Here is a 24,724-nt window from a genome sequence, read left to right on the forward strand (position 1 = left end):
GCCCCTGTCGCTCCGCGCTGCCGGCACACGGCCGGCGAGAGCCAAGGTAGGAGCCGGCGGGGTGCCACGGCAGGCTCGGCGGAGGCGACATCGCCCAGTGGGGCCGACGGCTCGCCGTGCGCGGGATCAGCTGCGACGAGCGGTCGTCCCCGGGCGACGAGCGGTCTCCTCCGTGCTGCCGTATGCCGGGTGCTGCGTGCCGTCGGACGCCCCCTCCGCGGTCGGCGGGCGGCGGTACCAGCGCTCGGGGTGGAACGAGCCACGGTTGAGGTCGATGTGCTCGGGGGCGTGCAACCGGACCATCGTCTGCGCGACGTGCTCCGGGGTGCTCGACCGGGTGGCCAGCGACACGAGCACCATCGTCGTGAAGGCCAGCGGCACGCTGACGGCCGCGGGCTGCGTCAGGACGACACCGAACCAGCCACCGGTGGCGATGCCGAACGTCGTCGTGACGACGGCTCCCATCGACAGTGCACCCCCGACGACGAGGCCGGCGATCGCCCCGCGCGAGGTGAGTCCCCGCCACCAGATCCCGAGGAGGAGCATCGGGCAGAACGTCGATGCAGCCACCGCGAAGGTCAGCTCGACCGCGTGGGCGACCGGGACCCCGGCCGAGACGACGGTGAGAAGGAGGGCACCCGCCACGACGGCGACCGTCGTCAGACGGAAGGTGCGGATGCCCTGGCGGTGCCCCGCGCCCCAGCGCACGAGGTCCTGGCTGACGACGCCGGCGACCGACACGACGAGACCGGTCGATGTCGACAGGAACGCCGCGAAGGCGCCTGCGGCGAGAACGGCGGTCAGCCCCTCCGCGACGGGGCCGTCGAAGAGCCGGCTCGGCAGCTCGAGCACGACCGAGTCCGCACGCCCGGCGGCGACGAGGTCGGAGGCGACGTAGCGGCCGATGACGCCGTAGACGACGGGCAGCAGGTAGAAGCCGGAGAGGAGCACGAGCACCGCGAGCGTCGTCCGCCGGGCGGCCCGCCCGTCGGGGTTGGTGTAGAAGCGGACGACGACGTGGGGCAGGCCCATGGTCCCGAAGAAGGTCGCCAGGACGAGGGAGTAGGTCAGGTAGAGGGCGTGGTCGCCCTGGAGCGGCTCGACCCAGTCCGACACGAACACCGCGCCGACGTCGGGGTCGTCGCGGCGCTCGCCGACGGCGCCGAGCAGGAGGAACAGCGGCGTCAGCAGTGCGAGCAGCTTGAGCCAGTAGTGGAAGGCCTGCACGAGCGTGACGCTCCGCATGCCACCGGGGAGGACGTTGAGGCAGACGACGAGGGCGACGGCGAGCTGCCCGACCCAGGAGGGGGCCCCGGTGAGGGTGCGCAGGGTCAGTCCGGCGCCCTGGAACTGCGGGATGAGGTAGAGCAGGCCGATCGCGACGACGAGCAGGCTCGACGCCCGGCGGGCCACGACGGACTCGAGGCGCAGCTGGGCGAAGTCGGGAAGCGTGTAGGCCCCGGAGCGACGCAGCGGCGCGGCGACGAAGACGAGCAGCAGCAGGTAGCCCGCGGTCCAGCCGATCGGGAGCCAGAGCATGTCGACGCCGCGCGCGAGGATGAGCCCCGCGACCCCGAGGAACGATGCGGCAGAGAGGTACTCGCCGCTGATGGCCGATGCGTTGAGCACCGGGCTGACCCCGCGCGAGGCGACGTAGAAGTCGCTCATGGTCCGCGAGAGGCGCAGCCCGAAGGCGCCGACCACGAGTGACGCGACCGAGACGAGGACCACGGCGACGATGCTCGCGGAGTTGTTCACCCGTGACCCACCCGGCTCATCGACCGTCGAGGAGGTCGCTGAAGGTGTCCTCGTTGCGCTCGGACCGCCGCACGTAGAACCAGCCGAGGCCGATGATCTCGGCGAAGGCGACGACCGTGAGCAGCATCCAGGGCAGGGGCACCCCGAGCACGTCGACGTCCGCGATGCCGGGGACGGCCGTGAAGAGCAGCGGCAGCAGACCCAGCGTCGAGGCGAGCACGAGGAGCACGCCGAGCGCCAGCCGCAGCTGGCTGCGCATGAGGGAGGTGATGTAGACCTCGCCGAGCCGGGTCTGCTCGTCGATCTCGGAGGCGATCGAGACGCTCCGGGTGCGTGCGGCCGAGGTCCGGGGGCTCGTGACCCGGACCCGCGCCCGTGGCGGCTCGGGCGGCGTCATGACCCGCCGCGCCCGAGGGGCTGGGCACGCCGCACGAGCAGGTCGCGCAGGGCGCGCGTGTGGCGGCGGCTCACGACGAGCTCGTGGCCGCCGACGACGACCGTCGTACGCCCACCCTCGGTGCGCCACTCGGTGATGTGGCCGAGCGAGACGAGCGAGGACCGGTGGATGCGCACGAACCCCGCCTCGCGCCACTGGTCGGCCAGGGTCGTCAACGGCACGCGGACGAGATGGCTCTCGCTCGCCGTGTGCAGGCGGGCGTAGTCGCCCTGCGCCTCGACGTAGAGGACGTCGGACCGCGGGACGAGCCTGCTCACCCCTGCGAGCTCGACGACGATGCTCTCGTCGGCCGCCGACGGGGCCGGTTCGCGGCCCTGGATCTGCCGGACGACGCGGCGCACGGCCTGGTCGAGCCGCTCGTCGCGCACCGGCTTGAGGACGTAGTCGACGACGTTGAGCTCGAAGGCGTCGACGGCGTGCTGCTCGTGGGCCGTGACGAAGACGATCGGGGGCTGGGTCGTGAAGCGTGAGAGCACGCGGGCGAGGTCGAGCCCGCTCAGGCCCGGCATCTGCACGTCCATGAAGATCGCGTCGACCTGCTCCTCGTGGAGCACCCGAAGCGCCGCCTCCCCCGAGCCGGCGGGGACGACCTGGCGCACGCACTCGTGCCGGCCGAGCATCCAGGTGAGCTCGTCGAGGGCCGGCGCCTCGTCGTCGACGGCCAGCACCCGCAGCAGCGGCGCCGGCTCGGTGTCCGGGGTGGCGGTCACACGTGCACCCCCGGCCGGAACTTCGGCAGCCGCACCACGACCTTGGTGCCGGCGCCGGGCGCGGTCTCGACGACGAGCCCGTAGTCGTCGCCGAAGGCGGTGCGGAGGCGCTCGTCGACGTTGGCCAGGCCCACGGAGTCGCTCCCCGGGTCGCCGGCGAGCACCCGGCGCACCCGCTCGGGGTCCTCGCCGACGCCGTTGTCCTCGATGGTGACGACGCACTCGTGGTCGGCGTCCTGGGCGAGGATGCTGATCTCGCCACTGCCCGCGCGGCCCTCGATGCCGTGCTGCACGGCGTTCTCGACGAGCGGCTGGAGGCACAGGAACGGCACGACGACGGGCAGCACCTCGGGGGCGACGCGGACCGTCACGGTGAGGCGGTCGCCGAAACGGGCCTTCTCGATGACGAGGTAGGCCTCGATGGACCGCAGCTCCTCGGCCAGCGTCGTGAACTCGCCGTGCCGTCGGAAGGAGTAGCGCGTGAACTCGGCGAGGTCGACGAGCAGCTCACGGGCCCGCTCGGGGTCGGTGCGCGTGAACGACGCGATCGCGGTCAGCGAGTTGTAGATGAAGTGCGGGCTGATCTGCGCCCGCAGGGCGCGCACCTCGGCCTCCATGAGCCGGGTGCGTGAGGCGTCGAGCTCGGCCAGCTCGAGCTGGCCGGAGACCCAGCGCGCCACCTCGTTCGTGGCGCGGACCAGACCCGCCGAGGCCCGGCCGGTGAAGACCTGCAACGTCCCGACGACCTTCTCGTCGACGTCGAGGGGCGCGACGATGGCCTGTCGCACGACGCACGACGGCTCGGGGCACGCGACGTCCGCGCCGTCGACGACGGTCGTCCGCCCGTGGCCGAGAGTCCCGGCCGAGATGACGGCGGGCTGGTGGGCGTGGTGCGAGCGACCGCCCTCCCAGGCGAGCAGAGAGCTCGTGTCGGTCATCGCGACCGCGGGCGCGCCGAGGAGCGAGCGCAGGTGCCTGAGCGACCGCTCGGCAGCCGCCGGCGTCAGGCCCATCCGCAGCGGCGGCGAGGCCAGCAGCGCGGTGTGCAGGGTGCGGTACGTCGCGCGGTCGGCCTCGGTGCCGAGGTGACCGCGACGCAGCAGCGCGCCCCACGAGCTCATGCGGCCACCCTATGCGGTCGCCCCACGCCCGGTGCCCGTCCTCGCGACCTTCGTGACCCGGCCTGAGCCGGTGGGCTCAGGCGTCGTCCTCGTCGGCGGCGACGTGCCACAGACCGGACCGGCGCTCGGCCTCGAGCTCCTCCTGCGTGGCCGCGCGGGCCGCGTAGCGGTCCTTCTGGGCCTCGCGCTTCTCGTCACGCGTCGGTCGCGAGGACTCCGCGAGGCGCAGGTCGGTGCCGCGGGTGCCGAGCAGCTCGGCGCCCGCCTGCAGGGTCGGCTCCCAGTCGAAGACGACGGCGTCCTCGGCGGTGCCGATGACGACGGTGTCGCCGGCGACGGCGCCGACCTTGTAGAGCTCCTCCTCGACACCGAGACGGCCGAGACGGTCGGCGAGGTAGCCGACGGCCTCGTCGTTGGAGAAGTCGGTCTGGCGCACCCAGCGGTACGGGCGCTCGCCGGCGACCCGGAAGATCGGCCCGTCGGGACCGTTCTCCTTGACGATGGTGAAGCCCTTGTCGTCGACCGACTTCGGGCGCAGCACGACGCGCTTGGGCACGGCGGCCTCGGCCTCGATCTCGGCGCGGGCGGCGTCGACGTGGCGGGCCATCGCGAAGCTGAGCTCGCGCAGGCCCTGGTGGGCCACCGCGGAGACGATGAAGACCTCGATGCCGCGCGCCTCGAGGTCGGGCTTGACCATCTCGGCCAGCTCGCGGGCCTCGGGCACGTCGGCCTTGTTGAGCACGACGATGCGGGTGCGGTCGGCGAGCGGCTTGCCGCCGAGGTCGGCGTCGGGCACGTAGAGCGACAGCTCGTTCTCGATGACGTCGAGGTCGCTCATCGGGTCACGGCCCGGCTCGAGCGTCGCGCAGTCGATGACGTGGACGAGGACCGAGCAGCGCTCGACGTGGCGCAGGAACTCGAGGCCCAGGCCCTTGCCCTCGTGGGCGCCCGGGATGAGGCCCGGGACGTCGGCGACGGTGAAGCGGGCCGAGCCCGCCGTGACGACGCCGAGGTTGGGCACGAGGGTCGTGAAGGGGTAGTCGGCGATCTTCGGCTTCGCGGCCGACAGCACCGAGACGAGCGAGGACTTGCCGGCGCTCGGGAAGCCGATGAGCGCGACGTCGGCGAGCGTCTTGAGCTCGAGCACGACGTCGACCTCCTCGCCCGGCTCGCCGAGGAGCGCGAAGCCGGGCGCCTTGCGCCGGGCCGACGACAGCGCCTTGTTGCCGAGACCGCCGCGGCCACCACGCGCGATGACGTGCTCGGTGCCCATGCCGACGAGGTCCATGATGATCCGGCCCTCGCCGTCCTTGACGACCGTGCCCTCCGGCACCGACAGCACGAGGTCGTCGCCGTCGGCGCCGTTCTTCTCGTCGCCGGCACCGGGCAGCCCGTTGACCGCCTTGCGGTGCGGGTGGCGGTGGTAGTCGAGCAGCGTCGTCGCCTGCGGGTCGACCCGCAGGATGACGGAGCCGCCGTGGCCGCCGTTGCCGCCGTCAGGACCGCCGAGCGGCTTGAACTTCTCGCGCTTGACGGAGGCGACGCCGTGCCCCCCGGCGCCGGCGCTGAGGTGCAGCACGACGCGGTCGACGAAGGTCACTGCCATGGGGTCACTCTTCCAGATCAGGGTGGGCGGACGGCATACGCCGGTTGGGGGATGCCGTGTGCCCGGGAAAGGCGGAAGGGCGGGCCACGCGGGCCCGCCCTTCCGGTACAAACTCAGTGGTGATCAGCAGATCACTCGGCAGCTGCGGTCTCGACCTGCTCGATGTTGACCGTCTTGCGGCCGCGCTTGGAGCCGAACTTCACGGCGCCGGCGACGAGGGCGAACAGCGTGTCGTCGCCACCGCGACCGACGCCCTCGCCCGGGTGGAAGTGCGTGCCGCGCTGACGGACGAGGATCTCGCCCGCGTTGACCTTCTGGCCACCGAAACGCTTGACGCCGAGGAACTGTGCGTTCGAGTCGCGACCGTTGCGGGTCGAGGACGCACCCTTCTTGTGTGCCATGTCAGTCCTTCTCTCGTGAGTCTCTGGGTTCCGGGTGGATCACGCGTTGATGGCGGTGATCTTGACCTGGGTCAGCGGCTGACGGTGGCCCTGACGCTTGCGGTAGCCGGTCTTGTTCTTGTACTTCATGATGACGATCTTGGGGCCCTTGGCGGCCTTGACGACCTCGGCCTTCACCGACACCTTGGACAGCTTGTCGGCATCGGACGTGACCGTGGTCCCGTCCACGAGGAGCAGCGGCGTGAGCTCGATGGCATCGCCGGGCTGACCCGTCACCTTGTCGACGAGCAGGACATCGCCCACCGACACCTTCTCCTGGCGACCGCCAGCGCGAACAATCGCGTACACAGTGAAACTCACTCTCTCATCAAGGGTTGGTATCGCCGCTTTCGGCACCGGCCCGTCAACACGGGCCCGGTGGGCGCACCAAGGAAGAAGATTACCGGCTGAACGGCCCCAGCTCCAAACCGAGGTCAGCCCTCGCCCGAGGCGCCGGGCTCGCTGCTCCCACGCGGGGGGCCGGCCGGCGCGACGACCCGGCCACGACGGCGACGGCCACGTGCAGCGGGCTGCACCTCGACCGCGGCCTCGACGGGTGCGGCGCCGCTCGTCTGCACGCTCGCCTCCGGCTGCGTGGCCGGCGGCTCGTGCTCCGCGTCGGCGGACGAGGACACGTCGTCGGTGGCATCGGGGACGTCGGCGGCACCGGCCACGTCGGACTCGAGCTCGACGTGGGCGCCGCCCTGGGTCGCCTGCTCGTCGCCGGGGTCGACGTCGTGCGCGTCGTCCCCGGACCACGGGCCGTCGTCCTGCGGGAAGCCCCGGCCGCCGCTGACCTCGGCGACGGCCTCGGCGGCAGCCTCGCCCACCGGCTGGCCGGACGCGCTCTTGAGCGCGGCCGCGTGCGCCGCTGCTGCGATCTGGGCGGCGGTGGGGCCGTTGCTCTTCGACTCCGGCTGACCCTGGCCCGACTGCTGGCCCGACTGCTGGCCCGACTGCTGGCCCGGCTGCTGGCCCGACTGCTGGCCACCGTTGTTCTGGTTGCCGCCCTGGCCCGCACCCTGGCCCGCACCCTGACCGGTGTTCTGGCCACGGCCCCGACGACGGCTCGTGCTGCTGCCGCCGTTCTCGCCCTGGCTCTGCTCGTGCTGGTGCGCGCCCTTGTCGACGGGGTCCGTGTGGATGATGAAGCCGCGGCCGTTGCAGTGCTCGCACGTCTCGGAGAAGACCTCGATGAGGCCCGACCCGACACGCTTGCGCGTCATCTGGACGAGACCGAGCGAGGTGACCTCGGCGACCTGGTGCTTCGTGCGGTCGCGGCCGAGGCACTCGAGCAGCCGACGCACGACGAGGTCGCGGTTGCTCTCGAGGACCATGTCGATGAAGTCGATGACGATGATGCCGCCGATGTCGCGCAGCCGGAGCTGGCGCACGATCTCCTCGGCCGCCTCGATGTTGTTCTTGGTGACGGTCTCCTCGAGGTTGCCGCCCGAGCCGACGAACTTGCCGGTGTTGACGTCGACGACCGTCATGGCCTCGGTGCGGTCGATGACGAGGGAGCCGCCGCTCGGCAGCCAGACCTTGCGGTCCATCGCCTTGGAGAGCTGCTCGTCGACGCGGTGGTGCGTGAAGAGGTCCTCCTCGGAGGTCCACTTCGTGACGCGGTCGGCGAGGTCGGGAGCGACCGAGGAGATGTACGGGTGGATCTCGTTCCACGCCTGGTCGCCGGCCACGACGAGCTGCTTGAAGTCCTCGTTGAAGACGTCGCGGATGACCCGGACCGTGAGGTCGGGCTCGCCGTGCAGCAGCATCGGGGCCTGGCCGCCCGTGGCGGACCCGGCCGCGCCGTTCTTCTTCTTGCCCTTGCTCTTGCCCGCGCGCGGGGAGGAGGCCGCCTCGGCCTTGGCCTGGATGTCCTCCCAGGTGCGCGTCAGTCGCTCGACGTCGGCGCGCAGCTCCTCCTCGCTCGCGCCCTCGGCCGCGGTGCGGACGATGACGCCGGCCGAGTCCGGCACGACGTCGCGCAGGATCTTCTTGAGGCGGGCGCGCTCGGTGTCGGGCAGCTTGCGGCTGATCCCGGTCATCGAGCTGTTGGGGACGTAGACGAGGTAGCGGCCCGGCAGCGAGATCTGCGAGGTGAGGCGGGCACCCTTGTGGCCGATCGGGTCCTTCGTGACCTGGACGAGCACGGTCTGGCCGGAGCCGAGGGCGTTCTCGATGCGCTTGGGCTGGTTGGCCTCGAGACCGGCGGCGTCCCAGTTGACCTCACCGGCGTAGAGCACCGCGTTGCGGCCCTTGCCGATGTCGACGAAGGCGGCCTCCATCGAGGGCAGGACGTTCTGCACGCGACCGAGGTAGATGTTGCCGGCCATGGAGACGTTCGTGGCCTGATCGATGTAGTGCTCGACGAGGACGCCGTCCTCGAGGACGCCCATCTGGGTGCGCCCCTCCTTGTTGCGCACGACCATGACGCGGTCGACGGCCTCGCGGCGGGCGAGGAACTCGGCCTCGGTGATGATCGTGCGTCGGCGTCCGGCCTCGCGTCCCTCGCGGCGGCGCTGCTTCTTCGCCTCGAGGCGGGTCGAGCCCTTGACGGCGACGGGCTCGTCGCTCTGGCTGCGCGGCTGGCGCACCCGGGTCGAGACGTTGGGGGTGTCGTCACCGGAGTCCGAGGAGGAGCCGGCCCGACGGCGGCGACGGCGACGACGGCTCGAGCCGCCCTCGTCGTCCGAGTCGCCCTCGGAGTCGGCGTCGTCGGTGCTGTCGTCGCCGGAGTCGACGGAGTCGTCGGTGTCGAGGGTGTCGCCGGACCTGCCGCGCGCGTCGCCCGAGCCACGGGAGTCCCGCGAGTCACGGGAGTCCTTGGAGTCCTCGGCGTCGGGCTGCTGGTCCTGGGTGTCCTCGTCGTCGGCGGCGCGGCCGCGACGGCCCTTGCCTCCGCGGCGACGGCGCGACCGGCGGGGGCTGGTCTCCTCGTCGGGCTGCTCGTCGGCCTGTCCGTCGAGCTCGGTCTGGTCCTCGTCGGCGACGGTGGGCTCGTCCTCGACGTCGGGGGCCGGCTCCTCCGCCTCGACCGGCGGCGTGCCGCGGCGGCGGCGCGTCGGCACGGCCTGGCTCGCGTCGGGCGCCTGGAAGAGCACGCTGAAGCTGGGCACGACGGCGGCCTGACGGGCGGCGTCGACATCGCCCGCGGCGGCCGCGGCGTCGTCGGTGTCCTCGGACTCGTCCAGGGCGTCGACGTCGATGAGGTCGGAGAGGTCGATCGCGCCGGGGTCGGCCGCGGTGGACGTCGCTGTGCTCGTGTCGGCGGACGTCTCGGGGGCGGTGCCTGCGTCGCCCGAGAGGGTGCCCGCGACGAGCTCCTCGACGGCGGCGGTGGCCCGGTCGGCCTTGGTGCGCGAGCCACGCTTGGTGGCCCGAGCGGCCCGCGGGGCCTTCTCGGCCTTGGGTGCCTTCTCGACCGGCGTCGCCTCGGCGGACCCCTCGGTGACCTCGGCGGTCACGTTCGTGCCGTCGGTGTCGGAGGTCGGCGCGTCCGGAGCGACGGTCGTCTTCTTGCGCGTCGCGCGCTTGCGGGCCGGACGCTTGGTCTCCGGGGCGGCGTCAGCCACGGCCTCGCCGGTGGAGCTGTCCTCGGGTGCTGTGGCGACCGAGGGCTCCTCGGCGCGAGCCACGGCCGGGGTGTCGGCGGTGGGCACGATGGTCGTGGCCTTCTTCGTCGTGCGACGCGTCGCGCGACGACGCGGTGCCGGAGCGTCGGTGCCCTGCTCGGAGGGGAACAGCGTGGCTTCGTCGCCGTTGGTGGTGTCGTTGGGTGCCATCAGGCAGCCTCCCGTCAGGTGCGGTGTGACCCACACGCGGCCGGGGCCGTCGACACCGCACGAGTGCGGTTGCAGTCGTCGCGCCGCGTGTGCGACGGGACGGAAGTCGTCTCGCTACACCCGAAAACGGTTCGCGCTGGGCGCGGCCCCGTGATCGAATGCCGTCGGCGTCCTGGTCGGCAACCATTTCGTCGTCATGACCTGGCAGGTCATTCCAGCGGGTCGGTCACCCGCACGTTTGCGGTGTCGAGCGGTCCCTGCGCCAGTCGCGTCACCAGTGGGGGGCGCGGAGGCTGCAGGTCGGCGATCTCACGCAGCGCGGTCAGAATGTCGTCGGGGCGTACAGCAGGTGTGGTGTGCCGTACGACCATGCGCAGTATCGCACAGTCGGTCCCGACTTCGTGAGTCGTGACCGTGTCGTCGAGCGCGTCGCGCGGGTCCAGCACGCGTGCGGCCACGATCGAGCCACGCACGTCGAAGGTGCGCGGACCCGACTTCGTCAGGCGTGTGACCTCGGCCGTGTCGCGCCCCATGAGGGCCGCGACGGCCGCCTCGAGGACCTCGAGGGAAACCCCGGCGAACTCGAGCACCCAGTCGCTCGCCTCGAGACGGTCGGCGAGCGCCCCGGGGGCGGCCTCGACGACCTGGAGGATGTCGATCCCCTCGGGCAGGGCCTCGTCGAGCGCGGCGCGCACCGACTCGGGCTCGACGCGCTGGGTCACCGAGATCTCGAAGTACTCCGCCTCGCTGCCCGTGCCCGTGGCCGCCGCGTTGGCGTAGCTGATCTTCGGGTGCGGGTGGAAGCCGGCCGAGAAGGCCATCGGCACGTCGGCGCGGCGCAGCGCCCGCTCGAGCGCGCGCTGGAAGTCGCGGCTCGAGGTGAACCGCAGCCGACCCCGCTTCGTGTAGCGGATCCGGAGCTTCTGGACCGCGGGGTCCGGGGCCGGACCCTCGGGGACGCGCTGACGTGCCTGACGAGCCATGCCAGGAAGGCTACCGGCGCCGAGGCGCCGGCCCGAACCACCGGCCACCCGCTCAGTCGGTCGCGAAACCCCGCTGCTCGTCGGCGCGGCGCTGACGCTCCACCGTGTCGGCCTCGTCGAGGCGGGTCGCCTCGGCAAGGGTCGGTGCGGTGCCGCCCATGCTCGCCGGGAGGAACTTGAGGTCGGGCCCGGTGAGCGGCTCGTACGCCGCCCGGGCGACCGCGAGCAGGTCGGCCATGACGGCCTTGTACTGCTCGGTGACGGCCACGGGGTCGGCATCGGACGCGACGGCGATCGGCTCGCCGACGTTGATGAGGATGGGCACGTTGGTGCGGCCGAGGCGCTTGGGGTGCCCCTTGGTCCAGACGCGCTGCGAGCCCCAGATGACGACGGGCAGGATCGGCACGCCGGCCTCGATGGCCATCCGGGCGGCGCCGGTCTTGAACTCCTTGAGCTCGAACGACCGCGAGATCGTCGCCTCCGGGAAGACCCCGACGATCTCGCCGGACCGGAGCGCGTCGACCGCGGCGGCGTACGACGCGGCACCGGCGGTGCGGTCGACCGGGATGTGGTGCATGCCGCGCATGAGCGGACCACTGACGGCGTGCGAGAAGACGCCGTCCTTGGCCATGAACCGCACGAGGCGGTCGGACTTCTGGGCGGCGAGGCCTGCGTAGGCGAAGTCCATGTAGCCGGTGTGGTTGATCGTCATCACCGCACCGCCGACGCGTGGGACGTTGTCGTCTCCGAGGATGGTGAACTTCAGCCCCTGCATCGCGAACACCCCGCGGGCGAAACCGATGACGGACGAGTAGACGGGCTCCATGGGGACACTCTGCCCTGCGTGGCTACGCTTCGGCACGCCGATGGGCCGATCGGCCCTGCCGACGAACAGGGGATGACCGTGATCGCGAGTGCCGCAGTGACGCACGCCACGCCGGACGGGGGCCTGACCGCCCTCGGGTATGCCGCGGCGCCGGCTCTCGTGGACCGTGACACCGTCGTGGGCGCCGCACTCCTCGGGCTCGTCCCCCTCGCCGTCGCCGGTGTCGTCGTGCTCGTGAAGTGGTGGCGCGGACGGGACGAGATGTTCGACGACGTGACTCCCGGTCTGCTGCCCGCCGATCCCGCGCGGGCCTCCCGGCACCGTGTCCGGGGCGGCGAGTGGTCCGGCGTGGTGGCCCCCGCCTTCGCTCCCCCGCGCGACGTCCGGCCCGGCGTCGTCGGCACGGTCGTCGACGGCGTGGCCGATGCCCACGACGTCAGCGCCACGCTGCTCGACCTCGCGGTCCGCGGCTGGTTCCGCATCGTCGACGTCCGCGAGCAGGAGGGCGAGCGTCCTCGCGACTGGGAGCTGCGCCGCACCGAGCCGGCGCCGGACGAGACGCCGACCGCCTTCGAGCAGCTGCTCCTCGACCGGATCTTGGGCGGCCGGGACCGGGTGCGGCTCTCGGCGCTCAGGGGCTCGTTCGGCCTGACGATGCGCGAGGCCCAGATCGGGCTCTACCGGGAGGTCGTCGACCGCGGCTGGTACGCCCGGCACCGGCGCGCCCGCAACGGCCGGACGCGCGCCGCCGGACTCGCCGTCCTCGTCCCGCTCACGGTCGTCGCGGCCGTCGTCGTCGGAGCCGGGCTCGTGGACGCCCACGACTGGTCGCTGACCCCGGTGCTCGTGGGGCTGGTCGCGGCGCTCGTCGTGCTGGCCCGCTGGGCGGTGCACGGACCCCGCGCACCGCCGAGGGCACGGCACTGCGCATCCAGGCGCTCGGCTTCCGCGAGTACCTCGCGACGGCCGAGGCCGACCAGCTGCGCTTCGAGGAGAAGCGGGCGCTGCTCAGCACCTACCTGCCGTATGCCGTCGCCTTCGGGCTGACCGCCCACTTCGCCGACCTGCTCCGCACCCTCGCGCAGGAGAGCCACTGGACCGACTACGTCGACGGGCTCGACTGGTACGACTTCGGCGGCTGCGGCCCGGACGGTGCGGACCTCTCGCTCGGTGACGCGCTCGGCGACATCGGCGACGCCTCGACCTGGCTCACCGACCCCGGCGACCTCCTCGACGGTGTCGACGGGTTCACCGACGCCGCCGACTCGCTCTTCTCCTTCGACGGCCTCCCCGGCTGCGGTGACGGCTGCGACGGGTGCGACCTGCCCGGCTGCGACGTCTGAGCCGGCGCGCGGGCCGCGCCGGACGGCATACGCCCGCTGCTCGCCCGCTGAGGAAAGGCGGTCGAGGGCACCCCGGCGCGCATGGAAGGATTGGGCGCATGACTGACACACCTGCACCCACGACCTCGCGGATCCCCGAGCGGCCCACGCTCGACGGGCTCGAGGAGAAGTGGATGCAGGTATGGGCCGACGAGGGCACCTACTCCTTCGACCGCGAGAAGGCCCTGTCGCTGCCCCGCGACCAGGTGTTCGCCATCGACACCCCGCCGCCCACGGCGAGCGGCAGCCTGCACGTCGGCCACGTCTTCAGCTACACCCACACCGACTGCATGGCCCGCTACAAGCGCATGCGCGGCCTCGAGGTCTTCTACCCCATCGGCTGGGACGACAACGGCCTGCCCACCGAGCGCCGGGTGCAGAACTACTACGGCGTGCGCGGCGACGCGAGCCTCCCCTACGAGGAGGGATTCACGCCGCCCTTCGAGGAGGGGGTCGACAGCAACGGCAAGGCCATCAAGGCCGCCGACCAGCGCCCCATCAGCCGCAAGAACTTCATCGAGCTGTGCGACGTCCTCACCGTCAAGGACGAGGTGACGTTCGAGTCCCTCTTCCGTCGCCTCGGCTTCAGCCTCGACTGGGACATCTCCTACCGCACCATCGACGAGCGCTCGCGCGCCGTGGCGCAGCAGGCCTTCCTGCACAACCTCGAGCGCGGCGAGGCCTACCAGAGCGAGGCCCCGGGCCTCTGGGACGTGACCTTCCAGACGGCCGTCGCGCAGGCCGAGCTCGAGGCGCGCGACTACCCCGGCGCGTACCACCGGGTCGCCTTCCACCGGGACGGCGGGGAGCCGGTCTTCATCGAGACGACGCGACCCGAGCTCATCCCGTCGGTCGTGGCCCTCATCGCCCACCCCGACGACGAGCGCTACCAGACGCTCTTCGGCACGACGGTCACCTCGCCGCTCTTCGGCGTCGAGGTGCCGGTCCTGGCCCACCGCGCCGCCGAGATGGACAAGGGTGCCGGCATCGCCATGTGCTGCACCTTCGGCGACCTCACCGACGTCATGTGGTGGCGCGAGCTGCAGCTGCCGATCCGGTCGCTCATCACCCGCAACGGCCGCCTCCAGGCCGAGACGCCCGAGTGGCTCGCCGGTGGTCCCGGCGAGGCGCTCTACGCCGAGTCGCTCGCGACGAAGACGACGTTCAGCGCTCGCGAGGCCGTCGTGGCCGCGCTCCGCGAGTCCGGCGACCTCGACGGCGAGCCGCAGAAGACCCAGCGCAAGGCGAACTTCTACGAGAAGGGCGACAAGCCGCTCGAGATCGTCACCTCGCGCCAGTGGTACATCCGCAACGGCGGCCGCGAGGAGGCCCTGCGCTCCAAGCTCGTCGGCATGGGCGACGAGGTCGACTTCCACCCCGCCTTCATGCGCTCGCGCTACAAGAACTGGGTCGAGGGCCTCAACGGCGACTGGCTCATCTCGCGCCAGCGCTTCTTCGGCGTGCCGTTCCCCGTGTGGTACCCCGTCGACGCCGCCGGCGAGGTCGACCACGACCACCCGCTGACGCCGCCGGCCTCGGCGCTGCCCGTCGACCCCCAGATCGACGTGCCGGAGGGCTACGAGGAGTCACAGCGCGGCCAGGCGGGTGGCTTCGTCGCCGACCCCGACATCATGGACACGTGGGCCACGTCGTCGCTGACCCCGCAGATCGCCGCCGGCTGGCCGGTCCGCGAGGGCGCCCCCGACGGCGACCGGCTCGGGTCGGACGAGGCGCTCTTCGCGAGCATCTTCCCCTACGACCTGCGCCCCCAGGGCCACGACATCATCCGCACCTGGCTCTTCGCCACGGTGACGCGCTCGTACTTCGAGCACGGCGTGGCTCCGTGGAAGCACGCCGCGATCAGCGGCTGGATCCTCGACCCCGACCGCAAGAAGATGAGCAAGTCCAAGGGCAACGCCGAGACGCCCGAGGACGTCGTCAAGGCGAACGGCGCCGACGCGGTGCGCTACTGGGCGGCCTCCGGGCGCCTCGGCACCGACGCCGCCTACGACACCGGCCAGATGAAGGTCGGGCGCCGGCTCGCCATCAAGGTGCTCAACGCGAGCAAGTTCGCCCTCGGCTTCGGCGACGTCGACGGCGACCTGCGGGCAGCCGTCACCCACCCCCTCGACCTGTCGATGCTCGCGGCCCTCGCCGACGTCGTCGACAAGGCCACGCAGGGCTTCGAGGGCTGGGACTACACCCGCTCGCTCGAGGCCACCGAGACCTTCTTCTGGACGTTCTGCGACGACTACCTCGAGCTCGTCAAGGACCGCGCCTACGGCGGCCAGGGCGACGAGGCGGCCGCGAGCGCCCGGGCCGCGCTGCGGCTCGCGCTCGAGACGCTGCTGCGCCTGCTCGCGCCGTTCATCCCCTACGCGACGGCCGAGGTGTGGTCGTGGTTCGGTGAGGGTTCGGTGCACCGCCAGCCCTGGCCGACCCGCGACGAGCTGCCGACCGGTGGTGAGCCCGCGCTCCTCGCGTCGGTCGGCGCCGCCCTCGCCGGCGTGCGCAAGGTCAAGTCCGAGGCCAAGGTCGGCATGCGCGCCGAGGTGCGCACCATGACGCTCGTCGCCCCCGCCGCCTCGGTGGCCCACGTGCAGGCGGCCGAGTCCGACCTGCGGGCCAGCGGCCGCATCAGCGAGCTCGCGTATGCCGAGGGTGAGGTCGTCGAGGTGCGTGACGCCGAGCTCGTCCCCGTCGAGAAGGCGCCCGCCCAGGGCTGACCCCCGAGCGACCCGTCGGTCGTTGCCGCCCCGACCTATCGGGACGGCAACGATCGGCCGGCTCCGCGACTGTCGGCGACCGCGCTGGCATAGGGTCACTCGCATGTCGAGGCGGGGGGCTCAGGTCACCATCGTGGGTGGCGCCGTCGTCATGGCCGCTCTGGTCGTGGCCGCGCTCGGCCAACCCGTGTCGCTGCTCTCCCGCCCGGTCGACACGCAGACGTTCACGCCGCTGCCGACCCTCACGTCGCTGCCGCCGTCCGCCACGTCGTCGCGGCCCACGTCGACGTCGACGGCGATGCCCTTCGACCCCTCCCCCGTGCTCGTCACCCTCGTCCAGATCGTCCTCGTCCTGGCCGCTCTCGTCGTCCTCGTCGTCCTCGCGCAGCTGGTCCGGTCGCTGCTGCGCCGACGACCGCACCTCGAGCTGCACGAGGAGCCGGACTTCGCGATCCCCCTCGTGCCGACCGAGCTGCTCGAGGGGGCCCGGGACCGGCTGCGGGACCTCGAGACCGGCGAGCCCCGCAACGCCATCGTCGCGGCCTGGCTCGGCCTCGAGACCTCGGCCGCAGCGACCGGCCTGCCGCGCCTGCCCGCCGAGACGTCGACGGAGTACACCGAGCGCGTCATCGGCGTGTGGCCCGTCGACTCCGCCCGCCTCGGCGACCTCGCGGCCCTCTACCGCGAGGCGCGCTTCTCGGTCCACGACCTCGGCGAGAGCCACCGCGACCGGGCGATCACCGACCTCCGGGTCCTCATCGCCGACCTCGAGCAGGTGGCCTCGCGCCACGCGGCCGAGCGGGGCGCGTCCGCTGCCGTCGGGGAGGAGGGACCGTGAGCAGCGAGCCGGACGGCATACCTCCTCGGACCCGGCGCGAGGCGCGCGAGCGCGCAGCGGCGGCGGCAGGACGGCCACTCCCCCGCGGCGCGGTCCGGCGAGCGCCCTCCCGGACGCGGCAGGTCGCCGCGGCGCTGCGCCCGTGGCGTCGACGCCTCGTCGGGCTGCTGCTCACCTGGGTCGTGCTGGCTGCGCTCACGGCCGGGCTCGGCCTCGCGCCCGACGTGCCGGTGCTCCTCGCGATCCTGCTCGCGGGGGCGCTGCTGGTCTGGCACCTCATCGACCACACCGCGCCACAGCACCTCACGGTCTGGCCCCTCGTCGACGGCGACCTCGGTGGGCACTCCCGCGGCAACGACTTCCGCGTCACCAACCTCGCCGGGCGCCTCGAGGCGGCCAACACCCGGCGAGAAGGACGCGAGAACGTCGTGCACGACCTCCACCTGCAGCTGCAGGTGCTGATCCGCGAACGGCTCTACGCCCGCCACGGCATCGTCGCGGAGGAGGAGCCGAAGTGGGCCCAGAGCGTGACCCCGCCCGAGCTGTGGGACCTGCTCGTCGGGCTCCCCCCGACCGACCTGTACCGTCCCCAGCGCCTCGACCCCATCCTCCGACGAATCGAGCAGTGGTAGAGCATGACCGAGATGAACCTGACCCGGGTCAGTGAGCTGAGCAGCGCCGTCCTCGACGAGGTCGACCGGGCCGTCGTCGGCAAGCGCGAGGCGCTGCGGCTCGTCCTCTCCGGGATCCTCGCCGGCGGCCACGTCCTCATGGAGGACTTCCCCGGCCTCGGCAAGACGCTGGCCGCGCGCAGCTTCGCCCAGACCCTGGGGCTCGACTTCAAGCGCGCCCAGTTCACGCCCGACCTGCTGCCCGGCGACATCACCGGCTCGTTCATCTACGACCAGCGGGCGGGCGAGTTCGAGTTCCGCGCGGGGCCCCTCTTCGCCGGGCTGCTCCTCGCCGACGAGATCAACCGCACGCCACCGAAGACGCAGGCCGCGCTCCTCGAGGCGATGCAGGAGAAGCAGGTGACGGTCGAGGGCCGCACCTTCCAGCTGCCCCGCCCCTTCCACGTCCTCGCGACCGCGAACCCCGTTGAGTACGAAGGCACCTACCCGCTGCCGGAGGCACAGCTCGACCGCTTCCTCATGCGCATCTCGTTCGGCTACCCGACCCTCGACGAGGAGTGGGAGATCCTGTCGAACCGCATGGCCCGCCAGCGGGAGGAGCAGGAGCTGCGCCGCATCGTCGACGCCGAGCAGCTGCTCGCGATGCAGGCGGCCATCGAGGCGACGGCGGTCGACGAGTCGGTCGGGCGCTACTGCGTCGCGCTGACGGCGGCCAGCCGCACCCACGGCGACGTCCTCATGGGCGCCTCACCCCGTGGCGCCCTCGGTCTGCTCCTGTGCGCCCGGGCGTATGCCGTCGTCGACGGCCGCGACTACGTGACCCCCGAGGACGTCAAGGCGGTCGCCGTGCCGGTCCTCGCGCACCGCATCACGGTCAAGCCGGAGCTGTGGATGAGCAACGCGTCGGGGCGCAGCATCGTCGAGAGCCTGCTGCGCACCGTGGCCACCCCGTCGGCCCGCGAGCACCTGGCACCGGGGCCGGCCGCCGACCCTTCCGCGGGCCCAGCAGCGGGCCCGGCAGCGGGCCCTTCGATGGGCCCTCCAACGGGCTCGGCAGCGGGCGGCTGAGGACCCGTGCAGCCCTGGCGTCCGCACCGGACCGCCACGCGCCGGCTCGGCGGGTGGGAGCCGACCGCTGCCCACCAGCGGGCGATCCTCCTCGCGGCGGGGGGCGCCATCGTCGCCGTCGTCGGCCGGCGCGCCGACCTGCTCGTCATCGTCGCGCCGCTCGTCGTCGCCGCCCTGTGGGGTCACCTCGTGCGGCCGCGCACCGAGGTGACCGGCACGGCCCGCCTCGGCGACACGACGCTGCGCGAGGGGTCGGTGACCGGGGTCCACGTCACCACCGAGCCGTCCCTGCCCGACGTCCACGGCATCGTCACCCTGGCCCGGGCCCCGTGGGTCGAGCGCAAGCCGTCGAGCGGGATCGCCGAGCTCGAGGACGGCCGCGCGACCCTCGGGCTGAGGTCGACGCGCTGGGGGCGCCGCCGGGTCGGCACCGTCAGCGTCGCGCTCGTCAGCACGTGGGGAGCCTTCCGCGCCGGTCCCGTCGACCTGCCCGACCTCGACTCCGCCACCCTCCCCGTGCCTGCGTCCTTCGACGCGAGCGCCCCGACACCGCACCCGCGCGGCATCGTCGGGCTGAACCGGTCGAACCGGCCCGGCTCCGGCTCGGAGTTCAACACGATCCGCCGGTTCCACCCGGGTGACCGTCTGCGGCGGATCCACTGGCCCGTCTCGATGCGCACCGGGGCCCTGCACGTCACGTCGACGTTCACCGACGAGGACGCCCACGTGTTCCTGCTCGTCGACTGCTTCAGCGACGTCGGCCCGCGCGAGGGCATCGACGGACGCCCGACGAGCCTCGACGTCACGGTGCGTGCCGCGGGCGCGATCAGCGAGCACTTCCTCCGGAGCAACGACCGGCTCACGCTGCGCACCGTCGGTGCGGCCGAGGTGCCGACGCTCGGCGTCGGCTCGGGCACGAACCACCTGCGCCGCGTGCTCGACACGCTCGCGGCGATCTCGCCGGCCACCGAGCGCCGCGACACGGGTGAGCACGCGATCCGCGGCGTCGACCCGCATGCCCTGTGCCTCGTGCTGTCCCCGCTCATCGACCCGACCACGGTGACCCTGGCCCACACGCTGGCCGCGCGCGGCATGACCGTCGTCGTCGTCGACACCTTCCCCGACCACCTCGTCGCCGACCCCTCGAACGTCTACCAGGCGCTGGCCTGGCGGATCCGGCTGCTGTCGCGCGACGCCGAGGTGCACAACCTGCGGCTGCGCGGCGTCCCGGTCGTGCCGTGGCGTGGCGCCGGCTCGCTCGACCAGGTGCTGCGCGACATCGCACGGCGAGCGTCGGCGCCCCGGATGGCGAGGCGGTGACCGTGCCCGGACCTGCTGACGACCCGCTGCGCTCGACCCGGACACCGTGGGGCCCCCGCCGTGTCCGGCTGCGCCGGACCGTGCGGTTCGGCGCCGGCCCCGAGTGGTCGCTGAGCCAGCTCGGTGTGACCGCCGCGGCCATGGGCGGCGTCGCGGTCTACCTCGCGAGCCTCTCCCTCGCGGTCGGCGGGTTCGACTCCCTCTGGTGGGGGCTCGTCCTGCTGCCGCTGGTCACGATGGCCTGGGCCGGCTCGGCCGGCCCGCTCGTCTACTGGACCCTGCTGCTCTACGGCTGGTTCACGCTCACCCCGGCCGGGAGCTTCTCGTGGTGGTCGCTGCCGGCCGCGGCCGGGTGCGTCGTCGGCCACGCGGCGACCGCGCTCTCCGCGTCGTCGCCGCCGGCCGGCTCCTTCACCGCCTCCACCGCCCGTCGCTGGGTGCGGCACACGGCCCTCGCCTTCGCGGCGGCCGTCCCGGTGGCGATCCTCGCGGGGCTGCTCGTCGGGCGTTCCGCGGGACTCGTCCCGGCGGCATACGTCATCGGGCTCGGCGGCGTGGCCGCCGGCCTGTGGTTCGTGCGCACGAGCCCGCCCGTCGAGCGGGTCTGAGCCGCGCCGACCGTCGCTGAGGGGCACTGACGGGGACGAACGGGGACGGACGGGACGTCCGGCCCGAGGCTCGACAAAGGGTTTGCCAACGCCGTCGACCCGACCTACTCTTTGATGAAACGAAACAGTTTCGTTTCATCGGGGTGGGACCGGGGTGAGCATGAGCACGACCAGCGCGAGCACGACGGACGCGGCACACGCGAGCCGTCCACGCGTCGCCGGTGACCGTGAGGTCGAGATCCTCGAGGCCGCGATCGACGTCCTGCGCGAGACCGGCTACGACCGGCTCACGTTCGACGCCGTCGCCACGGCTGCACGGGCGTCCAAGGCGACGCTCTACCGACGCTGGCCGCACAAGCGCGACCTCGTCATCGACGCCGTCGGGCTCTTCATCGACTGCCCCGCCGAGCAGGACCCCGACACCGGGAGCCTGCGCGGCGACCTGCTCGCCCAGGCCTGCGCCGACGGGGGCCTCGACGACGAGGTCGTCATCGGCACGTGGGGGGCACTGCTCCCCGTCATCCACCGCGAGCCAGAGCTGGCACGCGGCATCCACGAGCGGTTCCTGGCCCCGAAGATCGAGGCCACCCGCACCATCTTCGAGCACGCCCGAGAGCGCGGTGAGGTCGCCGCCGACGCCGACCTCGACACCCTGCTGATGATCCTCCCGTCCCTGTCGATCCACGAGGCACTGCTCTCGGGACGTCGACCCGGGCCGGACCGCATCGCCGAGTTCGTGGACAGCGTCGTCCTCCCGGCCTGCGCCGCCACCCTCGCGCCCGCGCCCAGCACTCGCTGACCCGGCCCGCGACGGGGCGACACCACCACCACACCTGCACGTCTTCGAGAGGAACACCCATGTCTTCGACCACGGTCGAGCAGGTGGACGAGCCCCAGGGCGAGTTCACCTCCCACGACACGCCGCCGAAGCGCCTCGGCCTGGCGCTCTTCGTCATCTGCGCGGCCCAGCTCATGATCGTGCTCGACGGCACCATCGTGAACATCGCGCTCCCCCACATCGAGGCCGACCTCGGCTTCAGCCAGGCGAACCTCCAGTGGGTCATCACCATCTACACGCTCGCCTTCGGTGGCGTGCTGCTCCTCGGCGGTCGCCTCGGTGACCTCTACGGCCGGCGTCGGCTGTTCTTCTGGGGCATCGTGCTGTTCACGCTCGCCTCGCTCGTCGCCGGTCTGGCCCAGAACGAGGCGATGATGCTCGGCGCCCGCGCCGTCCAGGGCCTCGGTGGCGCGCTCGCCGCCCCGAACGCGCTGGCGCTCATCACGACGACCTTCCCGGCCGGCAGGGAGCGCAACCGCGCCATGGGCGTCTTCGCCGCCATGTCCGGTGCCGGCGCCGCCATCGGCCTCATCCTCGGCGGTGCGCTGACCGAGATCGACTGGCGCTGGAACTTCTTCATCAACCTGCCGATCGGCATCGTCGTCGCGTTCCTCGCCCAGCGGATCCTCACGGAGTCCGAGGACGGCGGCGGCACGCTCGACATCCCCGGCGCCATCACCTCGATCGCGGGCCTCTCCTCGCTCGTCTACGGCCTGACCCAGGCCGCGAGCACCTCGTGGAGCGACCCGACGACCGTGACCTACCTCGCCATCGGCGTCGCCCTGCTCGTCGCGTTCGTCGTCATCGAGACGCGGGTCAAGCACCCGCTCCTGCCGATGCGCATCCCCGGCGACCGCACCCGCGGCACGTCCTACTTCGTCATGCTCGTCGTCGGCGCCGGCATGTTCGCGATGTTCTACTTCCTCGGCATCTACATCCAGACGATCCTCGGCTACTCGCCGCTCAAGACGGGCCTCGCGTTCCTGCCCTTCTCGGTCGGCATCGTCGTGGCCGCGCAGGTCGCGTCGTTCCTCATCGCCAAGGTCGACCCGCGCTGGATCTCCGGCGCCGGCGCGGGCTTCGCGGCCCTCGGCATGTGGGGCTTCACCCACCTGACGCCGCAGAGCACGTACGCCGCAGACCTGCTGCCGTGGATCGTCGTCCTCGCCTTCGGCCTGGGCCTGATCTTCGTGCCGCTCACCCTGACGGCTGTCCACGGCGTCGCGCACGAGGACTCCTCGGTGGCCTCGGCGGTGCTCAACACGATGCAGCAGGTCGGCGGCACGCTCGGCCTCGCGACACTGAGCACGATCTTCGTCAACAACATGGGCGACAAGGTCGCCGAGCTGACCGCGAAGCTGCCGCAGGGTGGCCCGGCTCCCTCCAAGGAGCAGCTGGCAGCAGCCCAGAAGATGATCGCCGACGAGGCGTTCACCTACGGCGCCAGCCGCGCCTACCTCGTCGCGGCGATCATGATCGCCGTCGCCGGCGTCGTCACCCTCGTCGCGCTGCACGTGCGACACGAGGAGCTCGCGACCGACGGGGCGGCCCCGGCCCACATGGGCTGACCCGCGTCACCCGCCGAGAGGCCACCGTTCGTCGCGAACGGTGGCCTCTCGCCGTGTCAGGGGTGGGGATCGGCCCAGACGGCGGCCCACGGGACGTCCCAGCCGGCGATGGCGAGGCGACGCTCGACGAACGCGTGCTCCGGCAGGTCGACGACGCGCCCGACCGAGGGCTCGTAGACGTCGAGCTCCTGCTCGCCCGTCGGCGGCAGGACGAGCACGACGTGCCGCGGCGCCCACGCGTTGCCGACGTAGAGCAGCGCGGGACGGCCCGGGCGCACCCGGGCGCGGAGGGCGGCATACGTGTGCTGGAGACCGACCCGACCACGCTGGCGGAACCACGAGAGGTCGTAGTCGGCCGCGGGGTCGGCGGCGCCGTACTCGAGCTCGTTCAGCGCGCCCCACGGGAGCGTGCCGAGCGCGCGCGGCCACGGCAGCTGGAGGCGGCGCCCCGCGCCGACCAGGGCGTTGGTGCGCAACGCGACGACCTGCTCGTAGGCGGCGAAGCGCTGGACCTCGGTGCCACCGTCGGGGACGTCGCCGTCACGTGCGTCCTTGCGTATGCCGTCCCGGATCCACTGCGCGAACGCGGGGTTGGCGAGCATGCGGGCCACGGTCAACGACGCCGACCCGCACGTCGTGCTCGTCTGCTGCACGGGCGCATGGTCACCGGCGACGAGCCGGAAGGGAGCGGCCACGGGTCAGTCTCCGTTCACGCGGACGCGGCGCGGGCGACCTCGAGGGTCAGGCGGACTCCTTGCGCGGACGCTTGGCCCGCGGCTCGGCCTCACGGCGCACGATCGTCGGGTTGACGTTGTCGAGGACGACCTCGCGGGTCACGACGACCTTGGCGATCTCGTCGTCGCTCGGCACGTCGAACATCACGGGGAGGAGGACCTCCTCCATGATGGCGCGCAGGCCGCGGGCACCCGTGCCGCGCAGCAGCGCCTGGTCGGCGACCGACGCGATGGCGTCCTCGGTGAACTCGAGGTCGACGCCGTCGATCTCGAACATCTTCTGGTACTGCTTGACGAGCGCGTTGCGCGGCACCGTGAGGATGTTGACGAGGGCCTGCTGGTCGAGCGGCGCGAGCGTCGTCAGGACGGGCAGGCGGCCGATGAACTCGGGGATGAGACCGAACTTCAGCAGGTCCTCGGGCATGACGTCCTGGAAGGAGTCGCCGAGGTCCTTGGGGTTGTGCAGCGGCTGGCCGAAACCGAGGCCCTTGCGACCCGAGCGCGACTCGATGATCTTCTCGAGGCCGGCGAAGGCGCCGCCGACGATGAAGAGCACGTTGGTCGTGTCGATCTGGATGAACTCCTGGTGCGGGTGCTTGCGCCCGCCCTGCGGGGGCACCGAGGCGGTCGTGCCCTCGAGGATCTTGAGCAGCGCCTGCTGGACGCCCTCACCGGAGACGTCGCGGGTGATCGACGGGTTCTCGCTCTTGCGGGCGATCTTGTCGACCTCGTCGATGTAGATGATGCCCGTCTCGGCCTTCTTGACGTCGTAGTCGGCGGCCTGGATGAGCTTGAGGAGGATGTTCTCGACGTCCTCGCCGACGTAGCCGGCCTCGGTCAGGGCCGTCGCGTCGGCGATGGCGAACGGCACGTTGAGCATCTTGGCGAGCGTCTGCGCGAGGTAGGTCTTGCCCGAGCCCGTGGGGCCGATGAGCAGGATGTTGGACTTCGCGATGTCGATGTGGTCGTCGTCGCGCTTGACGCCCTCACCGGCCTGGATGCGCTTGTAGTGGTTGTAGACGGCGACGGCGAGCGACTTCTTGGCGACGTCCTGGCCGATGACGTAGTTCTCGAGGAAGTCGAAGATCTCGCGCGGCTTCGGCAGGTGGTCGAGGCCCAGCTCGCTGCTCTCGGCGAGCTCTTCCTCGATGATCTCGTTGCAGAGGTCGATGCACTCGTCGCAGATGTACACACCGGGACCGGCGATGAGCTTCTTGACCTGCTTCTGGCTCTTCCCGCAGAAAGAGCACTTGAGGAGGTCTCCGCCTTCTCCGATGCGTGCCACCGATTCGCTCCTGGTTCGTCGGCGCCGAACGCTTGGGGTGCA

General features: G+C 72.2%; 21 protein-coding genes. 9 read left to right on the forward strand and 12 right to left on the reverse strand.

What is annotated here, in order from left to right:
* Positions 1–126 precede the first annotated feature (126 nt).
* The 10 genes from ACSQ2D_RS13510 to ACSQ2D_RS13555 all read right to left on the reverse strand — a co-directional run bounded on the left by ACSQ2D_RS13510 (position 127) and on the right by ACSQ2D_RS13555 (position 11,683).
* Positions 127–1,758: a cation acetate symporter gene (locus ACSQ2D_RS13510; protein WP_435986458.1), complete on the reverse strand. Its 1,632-nt coding sequence runs from the start codon at positions 1,756–1,758 to the stop codon at positions 127–129.
* 16 nt (positions 1,759–1,774) lie between these two features.
* Positions 1,775–2,155, reverse strand: coding sequence for a hypothetical protein (locus tag ACSQ2D_RS13515; protein ID WP_435986459.1), 381 nt, complete (start codon positions 2,153–2,155; stop codon positions 1,775–1,777).
* Positions 2,152–2,925 (reverse strand): LytR/AlgR family response regulator transcription factor, encoded by a 774-nt coding sequence (locus ACSQ2D_RS13520; RefSeq protein ID WP_435986460.1) that lies wholly within the window; start codon positions 2,923–2,925, stop codon positions 2,152–2,154. The genes ACSQ2D_RS13515 and ACSQ2D_RS13520 overlap by 4 nt, the downstream gene beginning before the upstream one ends.
* Positions 2,922–4,046 carry a sensor histidine kinase gene (locus tag ACSQ2D_RS13525; protein WP_435986461.1) on the reverse strand — a complete coding sequence of 375 codons (1,125 nt, stop codon included), beginning with the start codon at positions 4,044–4,046 and terminating at the stop codon, positions 2,922–2,924. Before ACSQ2D_RS13525 ends, ACSQ2D_RS13520 begins: the two co-directional genes overlap by 4 nt.
* 76 nt (positions 4,047–4,122) lie before the next feature.
* Positions 4,123–5,652, reverse strand: a complete 1,530-nt coding sequence (gene obgE, locus ACSQ2D_RS13530; RefSeq protein WP_435986462.1) for a GTPase ObgE — start codon at positions 5,650–5,652, stop codon at positions 4,123–4,125.
* A 131-nt stretch (positions 5,653–5,783) separates the two neighbouring features.
* A complete protein-coding gene (rpmA, locus tag ACSQ2D_RS13535) occupies positions 5,784–6,053 on the reverse strand; it encodes a 50S ribosomal protein L27 (protein WP_020144532.1) in 270 nt (89 codons plus the stop codon).
* A 39-nt stretch (positions 6,054–6,092) separates the two neighbouring features.
* Entirely contained in the window at positions 6,093–6,401 is a 309-nt protein-coding gene (gene rplU, locus ACSQ2D_RS13540; protein WP_028785644.1) for a 50S ribosomal protein L21, read from the reverse strand.
* 125 nt (positions 6,402–6,526) lie between these two features.
* A complete protein-coding gene (locus ACSQ2D_RS13545) occupies positions 6,527–9,874 on the reverse strand; it encodes an Rne/Rng family ribonuclease (protein ID WP_435986463.1) in 3,348 nt (1,115 codons plus the stop codon).
* Between the two features lie 209 nt (positions 9,875–10,083).
* Complete coding sequence (locus ACSQ2D_RS13550; protein ID WP_435986464.1) at positions 10,084–10,857, reverse strand: TIGR03936 family radical SAM-associated protein; 774 nt, start codon at positions 10,855–10,857, stop codon at positions 10,084–10,086.
* Positions 10,858–10,909: 52 nt separating this feature from the next.
* Positions 10,910–11,683: a lysophospholipid acyltransferase family protein gene (locus ACSQ2D_RS13555; protein ID WP_435986465.1), complete on the reverse strand. Its 774-nt coding sequence runs from the start codon at positions 11,681–11,683 to the stop codon at positions 10,910–10,912.
* Positions 11,684–11,755: 72 nt separating this feature from the next.
* On the opposite strand from ACSQ2D_RS13555, the gene ACSQ2D_RS13560 reads away from it, so the two are divergent.
* The 9 genes from ACSQ2D_RS13560 (at position 11,756) to ACSQ2D_RS13600 (ending at position 22,663) form a co-directional block, all read left to right on the forward strand.
* Positions 11,756–12,730, forward strand: a complete 975-nt coding sequence (locus tag ACSQ2D_RS13560; protein WP_435986466.1) for a DUF2207 family protein — start codon at positions 11,756–11,758, stop codon at positions 12,728–12,730.
* Positions 12,731–13,124: 394 nt separating this feature from the next.
* Positions 13,125–15,791, forward strand: coding sequence for a valine--tRNA ligase (gene valS / locus ACSQ2D_RS13565; RefSeq protein WP_435986467.1), 2,667 nt, complete (start codon positions 13,125–13,127; stop codon positions 15,789–15,791).
* Positions 15,792–15,894: 103 nt separating this feature from the next.
* Positions 15,895–16,629, forward strand: coding sequence for a DUF4129 domain-containing protein (locus ACSQ2D_RS13570; protein ID WP_435986468.1), 735 nt, complete (start codon positions 15,895–15,897; stop codon positions 16,627–16,629).
* Entirely contained in the window at positions 16,626–17,261 is a 636-nt protein-coding gene (locus ACSQ2D_RS13575) for a hypothetical protein (RefSeq protein WP_435986469.1), read from the forward strand. The genes ACSQ2D_RS13570 and ACSQ2D_RS13575 overlap by 4 nt, the downstream gene beginning before the upstream one ends.
* A 3-nt stretch (positions 17,262–17,264) precedes the next feature.
* Complete coding sequence (locus ACSQ2D_RS13580) at positions 17,265–18,329, forward strand: AAA family ATPase (protein ID WP_435986470.1); 1,065 nt, start codon at positions 17,265–17,267, stop codon at positions 18,327–18,329.
* A 6-nt stretch (positions 18,330–18,335) separates the two neighbouring features.
* Complete coding sequence (locus tag ACSQ2D_RS13585; RefSeq protein ID WP_435986471.1) at positions 18,336–19,649, forward strand: DUF58 domain-containing protein; 1,314 nt, start codon at positions 18,336–18,338, stop codon at positions 19,647–19,649.
* Positions 19,650–19,651: 2 nt separating this feature from the next.
* On the forward strand, positions 19,652–20,257 hold the full coding sequence (locus ACSQ2D_RS13590) for a hypothetical protein (RefSeq protein ID WP_435986472.1): 606 nt from the start codon (positions 19,652–19,654) through the stop codon (positions 20,255–20,257).
* Positions 20,258–20,417: 160 nt separating this feature from the next.
* Entirely contained in the window at positions 20,418–21,056 is a 639-nt protein-coding gene (locus ACSQ2D_RS13595; RefSeq protein WP_435986473.1) for a TetR/AcrR family transcriptional regulator, read from the forward strand.
* A 59-nt stretch (positions 21,057–21,115) separates the two neighbouring features.
* Complete coding sequence (locus tag ACSQ2D_RS13600) at positions 21,116–22,663, forward strand: DHA2 family efflux MFS transporter permease subunit (protein ID WP_435986474.1); 1,548 nt, start codon at positions 21,116–21,118, stop codon at positions 22,661–22,663.
* A 56-nt stretch (positions 22,664–22,719) separates the two neighbouring features.
* Here the strand turns inward: ACSQ2D_RS13600 and ACSQ2D_RS13605 are convergent, their stop codons facing one another.
* Positions 22,720–23,358 (reverse strand): hypothetical protein, encoded by a 639-nt coding sequence (locus ACSQ2D_RS13605; protein WP_435986475.1) that lies wholly within the window; start codon positions 23,356–23,358, stop codon positions 22,720–22,722.
* A 46-nt stretch (positions 23,359–23,404) separates the two neighbouring features.
* Positions 23,405–24,682 carry an ATP-dependent Clp protease ATP-binding subunit ClpX gene (gene clpX / locus ACSQ2D_RS13610; protein ID WP_256795463.1) on the reverse strand — a complete coding sequence of 426 codons (1,278 nt, stop codon included), beginning with the start codon at positions 24,680–24,682 and terminating at the stop codon, positions 23,405–23,407.
* Between the last annotated feature and the right edge of the window lie 42 nt (positions 24,683–24,724).

The sequence above is a fragment of the Terrabacter sp. LjRoot27 genome, assembly GCF_964254175.1.
Taxonomy (GTDB): domain Bacteria; phylum Actinomycetota; class Actinomycetes; order Actinomycetales; family Dermatophilaceae; genus Terrabacter.

Excerpts from the sequence above, each read along its gene's own strand:
- ACSQ2D_RS13515 (WP_435986459.1), bottom strand. The coding sequence starts at position 2,155 with ATGACGCCGCCCGAGCCGCCACGGGCGCGGGTCCGGGTCACGAGCCCC.
- ACSQ2D_RS13525 (WP_435986461.1), bottom strand. The coding sequence starts at position 4,046 with ATGAGCTCGTGGGGCGCGCTGCTGCGTCGCGGTCACCTCGGCACCGAG.
- obgE (WP_435986462.1), bottom strand. The coding sequence starts at position 5,652 with ATGGCAGTGACCTTCGTCGACCGCGTCGTGCTGCACCTCAGCGCCGGC.
- rpmA (WP_020144532.1), bottom strand. The coding sequence starts at position 6,053 with ATGGCACACAAGAAGGGTGCGTCCTCGACCCGCAACGGTCGCGACTCG.
- ACSQ2D_RS13545 (WP_435986463.1), bottom strand. The coding sequence starts at position 9,874 with ATGGCACCCAACGACACCACCAACGGCGACGAAGCCACGCTGTTCCCC.
- ACSQ2D_RS13550 (WP_435986464.1), bottom strand. The coding sequence starts at position 10,857 with ATGGCTCGTCAGGCACGTCAGCGCGTCCCCGAGGGTCCGGCCCCGGAC.
- ACSQ2D_RS13555 (WP_435986465.1), bottom strand. The coding sequence starts at position 11,683 with ATGGAGCCCGTCTACTCGTCCGTCATCGGTTTCGCCCGCGGGGTGTTC.
- ACSQ2D_RS13560 (WP_435986466.1), top strand. The coding sequence starts at position 11,756 with ATGACCGTGATCGCGAGTGCCGCAGTGACGCACGCCACGCCGGACGGG.
- valS (WP_435986467.1), top strand. The coding sequence starts at position 13,125 with ATGACTGACACACCTGCACCCACGACCTCGCGGATCCCCGAGCGGCCC.
- ACSQ2D_RS13570 (WP_435986468.1), top strand. The coding sequence starts at position 15,895 with ATGTCGAGGCGGGGGGCTCAGGTCACCATCGTGGGTGGCGCCGTCGTC.
- ACSQ2D_RS13580 (WP_435986470.1), top strand. The coding sequence starts at position 17,265 with ATGACCGAGATGAACCTGACCCGGGTCAGTGAGCTGAGCAGCGCCGTC.
- ACSQ2D_RS13595 (WP_435986473.1), top strand. The coding sequence starts at position 20,418 with ATGAGCACGACCAGCGCGAGCACGACGGACGCGGCACACGCGAGCCGT.
- ACSQ2D_RS13600 (WP_435986474.1), top strand. The coding sequence starts at position 21,116 with ATGTCTTCGACCACGGTCGAGCAGGTGGACGAGCCCCAGGGCGAGTTC.